Genomic DNA, 13,472 nt, shown 5'->3' with positions numbered 1-13,472 from the left:
CGGGGAGCGGGCGGCCGCTTTCGTGTCGCGGTCCTCAGGAGGCCGAGGGCGCTTTCCCGGACGCTTTCCCGGACGCCTTCTCGGGTGCGTTCTCCGGGAAGTGGCACGCCACTTCGTGCCCGGTGTTGAGCGCCACCAGCGGCGGCTCCTCGCTCGCGCACACCTCCTGCGCCTTCCAGCACCGGGTGCGGAAGCGGCAGCCGCTGGGCGGGTTGATCGGCGAGGGGACGTCGCCCGTGAGCAGGATGCGCTCGCGGCCCGAGCGCTGCCGGCGGCGCGGGTCGGGGACCGGCACCGCGGACATCAGCGCGTTGGTGTACGGGTGCATCGGGCTGCGGTAGAGCGAGTCCCGGTCGGCGATCTCCACGACCTTGCCGAGGTACATCACCGCGACCCGGTCCGAGACGTGCCGGACCACCGAGAGGTCGTGCGCGATGATCAGGTAGGTCAGTCCGAGTTCCGTCTGGAGGTCGTCCAGCAGGTTGACCACCTGCGCCTGGATCGAGACGTCCAGCGCGGAGACCGGCTCGTCCGCGATGATCATCTTCGGCTTCAGCGCGAGCGCCCGGGCGATGCCGATGCGCTGGCGCTGGCCGCCGGAGAACTCGTGCGGGTAGCGGTTGTAGTGCTCGGGGCTGAGCCCGCACAGCTCCAGCAGCTCCTGGACCGCCTTCTTCAACCCGCCGTCCGGCACCGCGTTCTGGAGCTTGAACGGCGCTCCGACGATGGTGCCGACGGTGTGCCGGGGGTTCAGCGAGGAGTACGGGTCCTGGAAGATCATCTGGATGTCGCGGCGCAACGGCCGCATCGCCCCGACACTCAGGTGGGTGATGTCGGTGCCCTCGAACTCGATGGTCCCGCCGGTCGGTTCGTCGAGCCGGGTGACCAGTCGGCCCATGGTCGACTTGCCGCAGCCGGACTCGCCCACGACGCCGAGCGTCTCGCCGGCGTTGACCGCGAAGTCGATGCCGTCGACGGCCCGCACCGCGCCGGTCTGGCGCCGCAGCAGCCCGCTGCGGATCGGGAAGTGCCGGGTCAGGCCGGCCACCTTCAGCAGCGGCCGGCGGCCTGCGGCGGGTGCCGGGGACGGGGTCCGCGCCGTCTGAGTGTCCGTCATCGGTTCTCTCCAGGAAGGTGGTACGTGGCCGGGCTCACAGCCGGGGCGCGATCTCTTCGGCGAAGATGCGGTGCCGCTCGCCGGCCGCCAGGTGGCAGGCCGCGAAGTGTCCGGGCGCGGCCTCGGCCAGCACCGGGAGCTCGCTCGTGGAGCGCCCCTCGGTCAGTGCGGCGTACGGGCAGCGCGGGTGGAAGGCGCAGCCCGACGGCACGTTGATCAGGCTGGGCGGGGTGCCCTTGACCGGCACCAGCCGGTCCTGGAGCTCCCGGTCCAGTCGCGGCATCGAGCCCAGCAGGCCCCAGGTGTAGGGGTGTTCGGGCGAGTCGAAGAGCGTTTCGGCCGGGCCGCGCTCGACGCACTTGCCGCCGTACATGACCAGGACGTCGTCGGCGAGCTCGGCGACCACCCCGAGGTCGTGGGTGATGATGATGACGGCGGAGCCGAACTCCTCCTGGAGATCGCGGATGAGGTCCAGGATCTGCGCCTGGACGGTGACGTCCAGGGCGGTGGTGGGCTCGTCGGCGATCAGCAGCGAGGGGTCGTTGACCAGTGCCATGGCGATCATCGCGCGCTGGCGCATGCCGCCGGAGAACTGGTGCGGGTAGTCGTCCACCCGGCGGTCCGGCTGCGGGATGCCGACCCGGTCGAGCATCTCGACCGCGCGGGCCCGGGCCTGCTTCTTGGAGGCCTGGGGGTGGTGCACCCGGTACGCCTCGACGATCTGCTGCCCCACCGTGTAGTAGGGGTGCATCGCGGTCAGCGGGTCCTGGAAGATCATCGCCAGTTCCCGGCCGCGCAGTTGGCGCACCCGGTCCGGGCCGGCCGCGATCAGGTCCTCGCCGTCGAGCCGGATCTCGCCGGTGATCCGGGCCCGCTTGGAGCGGTGCAGGCCCATGATGCCCAGCGAGGTGACGGACTTGCCGGAGCCGGACTCTCCGACGATGCCGAGGGTGCGGCCCTTGTGCAGGTCGAAGCTGACCCCGTCCACCGAGCGGACCAGGCCGTCGTCGGTGTCGAAGTGGATCCGCAGGTCCCGCACGGAGAGGTAGGGATCGCCGGACGTGCCCGGCGCGGCGTCCGCCGGGGTCTTCTGGAGGTCGGTCACGAGAGCCTCACCCGGGGGTCGACGAGCGCGTACAGGAGGTCGACCACGAGGTTGCAGACGACGATGAAGAAGGCGGCCAGCAGGGTGACGCCGAGGATCTTGGGCAGGTCGTTGTCGGAGATCGCCTGGACGGCGAACTGGCCGACGCCCTGGAGCGAGAAGACCTGCTCGGTGATCAGCGCGCCGCCGAGCAGCAGCCCGAGGTCCATGCCGAAGATCGTGACGATCGGGGTGAGCGCGGCGCGCAGCCCGTGCCGGGTGACGACCTTGCGCTCGGCCAGGCCCTTGGCCCGGGCGGTGCGGATGTAGTCCTCGCTCATCGTCTCCAGCATCCCGGCGCGGGTGAGCCGGGCGTAGAGCGCGGAGTAGAGGAAGGCCAGCGAGATCCACGGCAGGATCAGGTTGCGGGCCCACATCAGCGGGTCGTCCGTGAAGTCCACGTAGTGGAGGTTGTCCAGGATCGGCCACTGGTAGCTGAACAGCGTGAGCAGCAGCGCGCCGGTGAAGAAGACCGGCAGCGAGACGCCGGCGAGCGCGACGCCCATGGAGAGCCGGTCGAAGATCGACTTCGGCTTGAGGGCGGAGACGACGCCGGTGGCGACACCGGAGACCAGCCAGAGCACGGCCGCGCCGGCGGCGAGCGAGATGGTGGTCGGGATCCGCTTGGACAGCTCGGGCCAGACCTCCAGGTGGTTCTTGAAGGAGTAGCCGAAGCAGGGCACGTGGCAGGTGGCCGGTTCCGGTCCGAAGTTGTACTCGGCGCCGGCGACCAGGCCCTTGAGGAACTTCCAGTACTGGGCGTACAGCGGCTGGTCGAGGCCGAGGTTCTGCTTGACCGCCGCGATCGTCTCCGGGGACGGGCTCTTCCCGATGAACTGGGCCGCCAGTTGGTCGGCCGTCTCGCCGGCGATGCGCGGGAGCAGGAAGAAGATCGCGAAGGTGACCGCGCTGACGACCAGCAGCAGTATCAGGGCCGCGAAGATCCTGCGGATGATGTAGGCAAACACAGTTGGGCGGCTCCGGCGGCCCGCCGCCGTCCGGGATCTTCCGGACGGCGGCGGGCGCCGCTGCCTTCACCTGCCTTCAGGGATGCGGAGCCAGGCTCTTACTTGGTGGTGCCGATGTTCAGGTAGTCGTACTGACCCGAGAACGCCGACGTGGAGGCCATGTTGGTGGCGTTGCCCGGGCGGTACAGGAAGACCTTGAAGTAGGTCAGCGGGACGTAGACGGCCTGGTCCATGACCTTCTTGTCGACGTCGGCGTAGATCTTCTCGCGGGCCGCCTTGTCCGGGTTGACGGCGGCGTCGTCGATCAGCTTGTTGACCGCCGGGTCGTTCAGCTGCCCGAGGTTGTTGTTGCCGGTGTCCTTGATCGCGCGGCCGTCGACGATCTGCTGGAGGAAGCCGTAGCCGGTCGGCCAGTCGGCGCCCCACTGCATCATCATCAGACCGATGTTGTGGTCCGCGGCGAACTTCGGCGAACCGGCGTTGTCGGTCAGGTACTTGGACTGCGGGTACTGCTGGATCTCGGCGTTGATGCCGACCTTCTTCAGCGCCGCCTGGATCGAGGTCGCGCCGGCGATCTCGGTGGCGCGCTCGGTGCGGGCCGAGATGACGGTGCTGAAGCCGCCCTCCTTGCCGCAGGCCTTCAGGGCGTCCTTGGACTTGGCCTCGTCACCCTTGTTGTCCTTGGTCTCCCAGGTGTTGAAGTCCTGGTGGCCCGGGACGTCCGGCGGGAGCACCGTGTTGGCGATCTGGCCGCGGATCGGGCCGCCCAGCGCCGTCTGCACCGAGACCTTGTCGATCGCGTACTCGACGGCCTTGCGGCACTCGATGTTGTCGAACGGCGCGAGCTTGGAGTTGATCGCCAGGTAGACCAGCCGGGTGCCGAAGGCGTTGTCGGTGTTGGCCTTGAGCTTCGGGTCCTGGAGGATCTGCGCCTGGGTCTGCGGGTCGACGCCGCCGCCGCCGAGGTCGACCTGGGCGTTGCCGGCCAGCAGGTCCTTGTCGATGGTGGCCTGGTCGATGTTGAACCGCAGCACGATCTTGTCGCCGAGCTGCTTGCGGATCGGGTCGGTGCTCTTGTCCCAGTTGGTGTTCGGCACCAGGACGGCCTGCTTGCCGTCCTCGTAGGACTCGAACTTGTAGGAGCCCGAGGACACCACGTGCTTGACGTAGTCGGCGCCGGTGTCCTTCGCCTGCGGGACGGGCGCGGTCTGCGGGGTGGCGACCAGGTAGTCGAAGTCCGCGAACGGGTGCTGGAGGTGGAAGACGATGGTGGTGTCGTCCGGCGTCTCGATCGAGTTGAGGCCGCCCTCCTTGTCCTTGTACGGACCCTGGTACGGCGTGGCGTTGTCGACCAGCAGGTTGCGGAAGTACGTCGGGCCGTTGGTGAGCACGTCCGTGAAGTTGGACCGCTCGACGGCGTACTTGACGTCCTTCGAGGTGATCGGGGTGCCGTCGTCGTACTTCAGACCGGCGCGCAGCTTGTACGTCCAGGTCAGGCCGTCCGCGCTCTGCTGGCCCGCCGTCTCGGCCAGGTCCGGGACGAGCTTGTTGCCCTCATCGCCCGGCGCCGGGTTGAAGGTGGTCAGCGAACGGGCGTACAGACGCGAGAAGTTGTAGATGTACGCGTAGTACGTGTTGCCCGGGTCGAGCGAGTCCGGGGTGCCCTTCATCTCGAAGGTGACCGTCCCGCCCTTCTTGTCCGAGGCGTTGACGACGCTCTTGGTGGCGGCGTTGGCGCCGGCGCCCGCGGCGCCGGAGGCCGAGGCGGAGTCGCCGCCCTTCGACGAGCTGGTGCAGCCGGTCACGACCAGGACCGCGGCGGCGGCGGCCGCGGTCAGCGCGACGGTACGGGACCTACGCATGGGTGAGATCAACCCCTTGGGAATGTGGAGACGGAGTGAGGGTTCCTGGCGCGGGGTCAACTGGTGACGCGGGGCCAGTGGATGACGCTTGATCAGTTGTTCTTGGGGTCGAGGGCGTCGCGCAGGCCGTCGCCCAGGAGGTTGAAGGCGAGCACGGTGATGAAGATCGCCAGGCCGGGGACCACCAGGTACTGGGGGTCCACCTGGTAGTACCGGATCGCGTCCTGGAGCATCCCGCCCCAGGAGGCCTGCGGCGGCTGGATGCCGACGCCGAGGAAGCTCAGTCCGGCCTCGAACAGGATGTTGGTCGGGATCAGCAGGGTGGAGTAGACCAGGATCGGACCGACCAGGTTGGGCAGCAGTTCCTTGAACAGGATGAACGGGCCGCGGGCCCCCAGGCTGCGGGCGGCGTGGACGAACTCCCGCTCGCGCAGCGAGAGCGTCTGGCCGCGCACGATCCGGCCCATGTAGGGCCAGTTGAAGAAGCCGATCACGAAGATCAGCACCACGATGTGCAGCGGGAGGCCGTGCAGGCCGAAGGCTCCGCCCTGGAGCGAGGTCGAGATCGCGATGGCGAAGAGCAGCAGCGGGAACGCCAGGAAGACGTCCATCACGCGGCTGATCAGGGTGTCCACCCATCCGCCGTAGTAGCCGGCCATGATGCCGAGCACGGTGCCGATGGTGTTGGACAGCACGGTCGCGCCGAAGGCGACCAGCAGGGAGACCCAGGAACCCTCGATGACGCGGGTGAGGAGGTCACGGCCCTGGAGCGGATCCACGCCGAGCGGGTGGTCCAGGCTCATGCCGCCCCAGTCGCCGAACGGCAGTCCACCGAGGTCGGCGTCCAGCAGGTCCTGGTGGAGGGCGTCCGGGTCGAGCCCGAACACCGACTCGATCGGCTTGGCCAGCACGGCGAGCAGGATCAGGAGGATCACCACGACGCCGCCGGCGACGGCGGCCTTGTCCCGCTTGAAGCGGGTCCAGGCGATCTGGCCGAGGGAGCGGCCCTCGATCTTCTTGACCGGTTCGGCGGCGGGTGCTTCCGGCGCGTTCCCGGCGGTGGTCACGGATGCGGTCATGGTCAGTTGGTCCCCTCGCCGACGGTGGCCGGCCCACGGGTGCCGGCCGTCGGCTTCGGCGGTGCGGCTGCGGACGTGCGGAGGTGCTTAGGAGGAGCTGGTGTTGACGGCAGCACGTCGTGCACAGGCGCTGCCACCACGCGGGATGGGCTTCGCGTGGACGGGCTGTCGGCGGCCGCGCTCACCTTTGTGGGGTTGCAGTACGCGCGGTGCGTTGCGCAGAACTCTCTGCCATGCGAACTGGCTTGCGCCAGCCCTGACAACCGACAGATGCCCAACTGTGATCTGCGCGCATGCACCTCGCCGATCTTCGGCATATACCTCTTCACATGGCTGTAACTGCCATGTCAAGATGACCCGAGCACACATCCGGAAATTCGTCCGGAAAGCATCGAAGCCGACTTGATGGACAATCAAGTCGGCTTCGGAGAATGAGTTTTGTGAATCAGTGCCCGGGGTAGCCGGGCCACGGCCGCTGCGGCTGCTGCTGCCAGCCCGTCGCCGGCGGCTGGGTGCCGTAGGAGTAACCCGGCATCGACTGGCCGGGGTACGGCGGCGGGGGCACCGGCGGGTACGGACCGGTCGGCGGTCGGCCCGCCTCCCGGTCGAAGAACGGCCGGGCGTTGGCGCGCATCCACAGCGCCACCGGGTCGTACTCGTCCGACATCGCCACCGTGGACACCGCGAGCCCCTCCGGGGCCACCCCGATCGCGCGCTGCATCAGCGCCCGCACCGCCTCCACCGCCGGCTGCGAACTCTCGTACAGGTCAAGGCCGATGGCCAGGTACGGCTCCCCCACCGCGGGCTGCACCCAGGCCCGGCGCAGCGCCCGCACCGCGCGCACCTCGGCGGCCTGACGCTCCAGCAGCGCGAAGAACGGCTGGGCGTTCAGCTGCGGCTCGCTGAGCTTCAACGGACCGGCGGGCAGCCGCTCCAGGCCCGCGGCGATCCGCCGCAGGTCCGCCCAGGGCACCCCGACACCGCCGCCGGGCGCGTGCGGGTTGAGCCACAGGCCCCAGCGGGTGCGGTACAGCGAGGCCGCGATCTCCCGGCCGGAGACGACCTCGTGGGCCCGGGTCCAGCCCGAGGAGGTCAGCTGCTCGGACGAGGTGACGGCCGGCGCGTAGCCGTGGCCGCCGATCTCCATGTTCCCGTACTGGGCGTCCTGGCTGCCCGGGGTGCCGTGCCACAGCAGCATCCAGACCTGGCCGTCCGCCAGCGCGTGGAGCAGGCGCTCGTACGCGTCGTAGCGCTCCGGCGCGACCTCGCGCAGAGCGCGCTCCAACGCGCCCGGATCAGCTCCCGGGCGCCCGGCCGGTGCCTGGCCCCAGGGCCCCGGCACCCCGCCCGCTCCCGCTCCCGCACTCATGCGCCCACCTCGCCGCGCCTCTTTCCTCGAACCCGCCGACCCGTCGGCCGTCTGCACGCACCCTATGGCGCGGCACCGGCCACCGCCACGGCGACGTGCCTTGATACGGACCCGCTCAGGCCCTGGTGTGGAAGGGCATCACCCGGGTGAGCAGCCACTCGACCACCGGGTCGTCGGCGAGGTCGAGCAGTACGAGGTGGACGCCGCCGGGCAGCGGCGCGGTTCCCAGCGCTCGCCCGAGTGCCTCGTTCACCGCGGCCGGCTCGGCCGGTGCCACGGGGTCCAGCTGGACGCCCACGAACATCACGGTCGGCTCGCCCTCGATGCTGGCCAGCGCCCTGCGGGCGGTCAACACTCCGGGCAGTGCCGACAGTTCGGCCCGGCAGGCGGCCAGGAAGTGCTCCGGGTCCTCGCCCGGCACCGGCTCGCGCAGCGCCACCCGGCCGCCGGTCGGCGCCGCCGGGTCCTCCCAGCGCTCCTCGCGCGGCCCGCGGCGCAGCTCGGCGACGCCCTGCGGCGGCACCGGGATGCCCACCGCGGCCTCCGGGTTCACCGCGATGCCCACGCCCAGCGGCAGCCCGCGGGCGAACTCCCAGGCCGGCGCGATCGCGAAGGCCATCCCCGGCGCCTGCTGGAGGAACACCTCCTGCGAGGAGAACACCGGCACGTACGGGTCACCGGCCAGCTCGATGATCGGCAGGTCCAGCGACTGCCCCTGCGGGTCGGCCCCGGCCGGCAGCGGCACCCACACCTGACTGCGGGCCAGCACCTCGATCACCCGCGGGGTCGCGCCCGGATCGCCCAGGGCCGCGGCCAGCACCTGCTCCAGCTCGTTGGCCGGCCAGGAGCCGCCCGTCGGCGCCTCCTCCGGTCCGCCCCACCCCTGCTGCTGCTCCACCGGGTACCCCATGCGCCGCCGATTCCGCCCTCTGCCGGTCGGCCGCCCTCTGCTGCGCCGACGCGCAGCAGTCTAGGGCGTGGGGTCGTGGCGTTAGGGCTCGTGTTCGGTACCGCGCCGTGTGACCGGGTCCCCTCTCCCCTCGCCGCCCGGGACGTGCCATGATGTCCGCGTCCGACGGCATGCGCCGCGGGCCCCCACAACTCCATACCGGCCGCTCGAACCCGCGCGGGAGAGCCCGGAGTGCCGCCCCACGGCACGAGCCGGCGCCGAAGGAGCAAGTCCTCCCCGGAATCTCTCAGGCACCCCTACCGCACGGGTTAGGCACATCTGGAAAGCGGCGCCCGGCCCTGTCGGACGCCCACCCACGGTGCAAGCCGCCATGCTGTCCCCCAAGCTGGAAACCAGCTGCGGGCTGGTGGGCGGTGAAGCTCTCAGGTTCGACGACAGATGGGGAGACCCACGCCGCCGCATGCCCGCGCGCAGGGTCGGTCCCCGAGCGGGCCCGGTCCGGTGCGTGCACCCTGAGTGCCCCGACCGAGGAGTTCCTGGCCATGTCGTCCCTCCGCCTGACCGCGCTCGACGCGCTGCACCGCAGCCTCGGCGCCACCATGACCGACTTCGCCGGCTGGGACATGCCGCTGCGCTACGGCAGCGAGCGCGAGGAGCACCTCGCCGTCCGCACCAAGGCGGGCCTGTTCGACCTCTCGCACATGGGCGAGATCACCGTCACCGGCCCGCAGGCGGGCGAGATGCTGGACCACGCGCTGGTCGGCTTCGTCTCCGCGCTCGGCGAGCTGCGCGCCCGCTACACCATGATCTGCGCCGAGGACGGCGGCATCCTGGACGACCTGATCGTCTACCGCCTGCGCGAGGACGCCTTCCTGGTGGTCGCCAACGCCTCCAACGCCCAGCTGGTCCTCGACGAGCTGATCGCCCGCGCCAAGGGCTTCGACGCCGTCGTCACCGACGACCGCGACACCTACGCGCTGATCGCCGTCCAGGGCCCGGAGGCCACCGGCATCCTCGCCGCGACCACCGACGCCGACCTGCCCGGTCTGAAGTACTACGCGATCCTCCCGGCCGTGGTGGCCGGCCGCGAGGTGCTGCTCGCCCGCACCGGCTACACCGGTGAGGACGGCTTCGAGATCTTCTGCCACCCGGCCGACGCCGAGCCGGTCTGGCAGGCGCTGACCGCCGCCGGCGAGGGCCACGGCCTGGTCCCGTGCGGCCTGTCCTGCCGCGACACGCTGCGCCTGGAGGCCGGCATGCCGCTGTACGGCCACGAGCTGTCCACCGACCTCACCCCGTTCGACGCCGGCCTGGGCCGGGTCGTCCGCTTCGACAAGACCACCAACGAGGGCGCCTTCGTCGGCCGCAAGGCGCTGGAGCAGGCCGCCGCCGCGGCCGAGAGCAACCCCCCGAAGGTCCTGGTCGGCCTGGTCTCCGAGGGCAAGCGGGTGCCGCGCGCCGAGTACACCGTGGTCTCCACCGAGGGCGAGCCGATCGGCCGGATCACCTCGGGCTCGCCGTCCCCGACCCTGGGCAAGCCGATCGCGATGGCCTACGTCGACGCCGCCCACGCCGCCCCCGGCACCACCGTCGCGGTGGACGTGCGCGGCAAGCACGAGCCCGTCCAGGTCGTGGCGCTGCCGTTCTACAAGCGCGCCCGCTGAGCCTCCGCAAGGCCCCGGTTTTCCCGTACACGCACGTCGCAGCCGTCCGAGCGGCGGCCCGCTTCGCCGTGCCCGCTTCCCATCCTGGAGAATGACGCCATGAGCAACCCCCAGCACCTGCAGTACACCAAGGAGCACGAGTGGCTGACGGCCGCCGAGGACGGTGTCTCCACGATCGGCATCACCAAGCACGCCGCCGACGCGCTCGGTGACATCGTCTACGTGCAGCTGCCCGAGGTCGGCGACTCCGTGACCGCCGGCGAGACCTGCGGCGAGCTGGAGTCGACCAAGTCGGTCAGCGACCTGTTCTCCCCGGTGACCGGCGAGGTCACCGAGGTCAACCAGGACGTCCTGGACGACAACAGCCTGGTCAACAGCGCCCCGTTCGAGGGCGGCTGGCTGTTCAAGGTGCGCGTCGAGGCCACCGACGAGCTGCTCAGCGCGGACGCCTACACCGCCCTCATCGGCGGCTGAGACACCTGACCGGGGCGGTCACCGCGCGGCGGCCGCCCCGCCCCAGCCGCGGCCCCCTTTCCTACTCCACCGGGAAGACCACCACCATGACGGTTCTCAACCAGTCCCTGCACGCCCTCGACCCGGAGATCGCCGCCGCGGTCGACGCCGAGCTGCACCGCCAGCAGACCACCCTGGAGATGATCGCCTCCGAGAACTTCGCCCCGGTGGCGGTCATGGAGGCCCAGGGCTCGGTGCTCACCAACAAGTACGCGGAGGGCTACCCCGGCCGCCGCTACTACGGCGGCTGCGAGCACGTCGACGTGGTCGAGCAGATCGCCATCGACCGCATCAAGGCCCTGTTCGGCGCCGAGCACGCCAACGTCCAGCCGCACTCCGGCGCGCAGGCCAACGCCGCCGCGATGTTCGCGCTGATCCAGCCGGGCGACACCATCCTGGGCCTGAGCCTGGCCCACGGTGGTCACCTGACTCACGGCATGAAGATCAACTTCTCCGGCAAGCTCTACAACGTGGCCGCGTACCACGTGGACGAGAAGACCGGCCAGGTCGACATGGCCGAGGTCGAGCGCCTGGCCAAGGAGCACCAGCCGAAGCTGATCATCGCCGGCTGGTCCGCCTACCCGCGCCAGCTGGACTTCGCCGCGTTCCGCCGGATCGCCGACGAGGTCGGCGCGCTGCTCATGGTGGACATGGCGCACTTCGCCGGTCTGGTGGCCGCCGGTCTGCACCCGAACCCGGTGCCGTACGCGGACGTGGTCACCACCACCACCCACAAGACCCTGGGCGGCCCGCGCGGCGGCGTCATCCTGTCCAAGGCCGAGTACGCCAAGAAGATCAACTCTGCGGTCTTCCCCGGCCAGCAGGGCGGTCCGCTGGAGCACGTGATCGCCGGCAAGGCGGTCGCCTTCAAGGTCGCGGCCTCGGAGGAGTTCAAGGAGCGCCAGGAGCGCACCCTGGAGGGTGCCCGCATCCTCGCCGAGCGCCTGCTCCAGGCCGACGTGGCCGAGGCCGGCGCCACCGTGCTCTCCGGCGGCACCGACGTCCACCTGGTCCTGGTCGACCTGCGCAACAGCCGGCTCGACGGCCAGCAGGCCGAGGACCGCCTGCACGAGGTCGGCATCACCGTCAACCGCAACGCCGTCCCGAACGACCCGCGCCCGCCGATGGTCACCTCGGGCCTGCGCATCGGCACCCCGGCCCTGGCCACCCGCGGCTTCCAGGCCGAGGACTTCCGCGAGGTCGCCGACGTCATCGCCGAGGCGCTCAAGCCCGCCTTCGACGAGACCGCCGCCGCCGCGCTGAAGGCCCGGGTCACCGCCCTGGCCGAGAAGTACCCGCTGTACCCGAACCTCTGATCACTCCGGTGATCGTTCGGGCGGGGTGACCGGCCTCACCCCTCCGGCGTTCCTGGCGCTCCGGGGCACCGCGCACACTGGACAGTGCGCGCGGTGCCCCGTCCCGTGTCGGCCCCTCCCTGCCCGCAAGTCCTTCCACGAGACCAGACAAGGACGTCCCCCGTGGCCATCAGCGTCTTCGACCTCTTCTCCATCGGCATCGGCCCGTCGAGCTCCCACACCGTGGGCCCGATGCGCGCCGCCCGGATGTTCGCCCGCCGGCTGCGCACCGAAGGCCTGCTGGAGCAGGTGACGGGTGTGCGCGCCGAGCTGTACGGCTCGCTCGGCGCCACCGGCCACGGCCACGGCACCCCGAAGGCCGTCCTGCTCGGCCTGGAGAACGCCTCACCCCGCACCGTCGACGTGGACCAGGCCGACAAGGACGTCGAGCGGATCATCGCCGAGAAGCGGATCAGCCTGCTCGGCGAGCACACCATCGACTTCGACCCGGACAGCCAGCTGGTGCTGCACCGCCGCCGCTCGCTGCCGTACCACGCCAACGGGATGACCCTGTGGGCGTTCGCGGCGGACGGCTCGACCCTGCTGGAGAAGACCTACTACTCGGTCGGCGGCGGCTTCGTGGTGGACGAGGACGCGATCGGCGCCGACCGGGTCAAGCCCGACGACACCGTGCTGAAGTACCCCTTCCGCACCGGTGACGAGCTGCTGCGGCTCAGCCGGGAGACCGGGCTGTCCATCTCCGGCCTGATGCTGGAGAACGAGAAGGCCTGGCGCAGCGAGGAGGAGATCCGGACCGGCCTGCTGGAGATCTGGTCCGTGATGCAGGAGTGCGTGCGGGCCGGCATGACCCGCGAGGGCATCCTGCCGGGCGGGCTGAAGGTCCGCCGCCGGGCCGCCGCGGCGGCCCGGACGCTGCGCGCCGAGGGCATCGGGCCGGCCAACGCGATGGAGTGGGTGACCCTCTACGCGATGGCGGTCAACGAGGAGAACGCCTCCGGCCGCCGGGTCGTCACCGCGCCGACCAACGGCGCCGCCGGGATCATCCCCGCCGTCCTGCACTACTACCTGAACTTCATCCCGGGCGCCGACGAGGACGGCATCGTCCGCTTCCTGCTCGCGGCCGGCGCCATCGGCATGCTCTTCAAGGAGAACGCCTCCATCTCCGGCGCCGAGGTCGGCTGCCAGGGCGAGGTCGGCTCCGCCTGCTCGATGGCCGCGGGCGGCCTCGCCGAGGTCCTCGGCGGCACCCCCGAGCAGGTCGAGAACGCCGCCGAGATCGGCATCGAGCACAACCTCGGCCTCACCTGCGACCCGGTCGGCGGCCTCGTCCAGATCCCCTGCATCGAGCGCAACGGCATGGCCTCGGTCAAGGCCGTCACCGCGGCCCGGATGGCGCTGCGCGGCGACGGGCGCCACCACGTCTCGCTGGACAAGGCGATCAAGACGATGAAGGAGACCGGCGCCGACATGAAGATCAAGTACAAGGAGACCTCGCGCGGCGGCCTCGCCGTGAACGTCATCGAGTGCTGA

Annotated in this window: 11 protein-coding genes and 1 riboswitch; of the genes, 4 read left to right on the top strand and 7 right to left on the bottom strand. The window is 70.8% G+C overall.

Going from position 1 to position 13,472, the window contains the following annotated elements; genetic code table 11:
- Window positions 1-34: 34 nt before the first annotated feature.
- The 7 genes from ACFRAR_RS27645 to ACFRAR_RS27615 form a co-directional block, all read right to left on the bottom strand.
- The gene (locus tag ACFRAR_RS27645) at window positions 35-1,117 is read right to left on the bottom strand and encodes an ABC transporter ATP-binding protein (RefSeq protein ID WP_380700933.1); all 1,083 of its coding nucleotides are present in this window, start codon (window positions 1,115-1,117) and stop codon (window positions 35-37) included.
- 34 nt (window positions 1,118-1,151) lie between these two features.
- Complete coding sequence (locus ACFRAR_RS27640; protein ID WP_380700931.1) at window positions 1,152-2,222, bottom strand: ABC transporter ATP-binding protein; 1,071 nt, start codon at window positions 2,220-2,222, stop codon at window positions 1,152-1,154.
- Window positions 2,219-3,229: an ABC transporter permease gene (locus tag ACFRAR_RS27635; protein WP_380700929.1), complete on the bottom strand. Its 1,011-nt coding sequence runs from the start codon at window positions 3,227-3,229 to the stop codon at window positions 2,219-2,221. The genes ACFRAR_RS27640 and ACFRAR_RS27635 overlap by 4 nt, the downstream gene beginning before the upstream one ends.
- Window positions 3,230-3,327: 98 nt before the next feature.
- A complete protein-coding gene (locus tag ACFRAR_RS27630; RefSeq protein ID WP_380700927.1) occupies window positions 3,328-5,091 on the bottom strand; it encodes an ABC transporter substrate-binding protein in 1,764 nt (587 codons plus the stop codon).
- Between the two features lie 92 nt (window positions 5,092-5,183).
- Window positions 5,184-6,170, bottom strand: coding sequence for an ABC transporter permease (locus ACFRAR_RS27625; RefSeq protein WP_380700925.1), 987 nt, complete (start codon window positions 6,168-6,170; stop codon window positions 5,184-5,186).
- 445 nt (window positions 6,171-6,615) lie between these two features.
- Window positions 6,616-7,539, bottom strand: coding sequence for an enhanced serine sensitivity protein SseB C-terminal domain-containing protein (locus tag ACFRAR_RS27620; protein WP_380700923.1), 924 nt, complete (start codon window positions 7,537-7,539; stop codon window positions 6,616-6,618).
- Between the two features lie 115 nt (window positions 7,540-7,654).
- Window positions 7,655-8,449 carry an enhanced serine sensitivity protein SseB C-terminal domain-containing protein gene (locus ACFRAR_RS27615; RefSeq protein ID WP_380700921.1) on the bottom strand — a complete coding sequence of 265 codons (795 nt, stop codon included), beginning with the start codon at window positions 8,447-8,449 and terminating at the stop codon, window positions 7,655-7,657.
- A 207-nt stretch (window positions 8,450-8,656) separates the two neighbouring features.
- Window positions 8,657-8,761: riboswitch (glycine riboswitch) on the top strand.
- A 230-nt stretch (window positions 8,762-8,991) separates the two neighbouring features.
- On the opposite strand from ACFRAR_RS27615, the gene gcvT reads away from it, so the two are divergent.
- The 4 genes from gcvT (at window position 8,992) to ACFRAR_RS27595 (ending at window position 13,472) form a co-directional block, all read left to right on the top strand.
- Complete coding sequence (gene gcvT / locus ACFRAR_RS27610) at window positions 8,992-10,113, top strand: glycine cleavage system aminomethyltransferase GcvT (protein WP_380700919.1); 1,122 nt, start codon at window positions 8,992-8,994, stop codon at window positions 10,111-10,113.
- 99 nt (window positions 10,114-10,212) lie between these two features.
- On the top strand, window positions 10,213-10,587 hold the full coding sequence (gene gcvH, locus ACFRAR_RS27605; RefSeq protein WP_380700917.1) for a glycine cleavage system protein GcvH: 375 nt from the start codon (window positions 10,213-10,215) through the stop codon (window positions 10,585-10,587).
- Between the two features lie 86 nt (window positions 10,588-10,673).
- Window positions 10,674-11,942, top strand: coding sequence for a serine hydroxymethyltransferase (glyA, locus tag ACFRAR_RS27600; RefSeq protein ID WP_380700914.1), 1,269 nt, complete (start codon window positions 10,674-10,676; stop codon window positions 11,940-11,942).
- A gap of 162 nt (window positions 11,943-12,104) precedes the next feature.
- Window positions 12,105-13,472, top strand: coding sequence for an L-serine ammonia-lyase (locus ACFRAR_RS27595; protein WP_380700912.1), 1,368 nt, complete (start codon window positions 12,105-12,107; stop codon window positions 13,470-13,472).

This window comes from Kitasatospora sp. NPDC056651 (assembly GCF_042792155.1).
Taxonomy (GTDB): Bacteria; Actinomycetota; Actinomycetes; order Streptomycetales; family Streptomycetaceae; genus Kitasatospora.
Note: the sequence above shows the minus strand (reverse complement) of the source record. Positions and strands in the feature narration are given on the sequence as shown.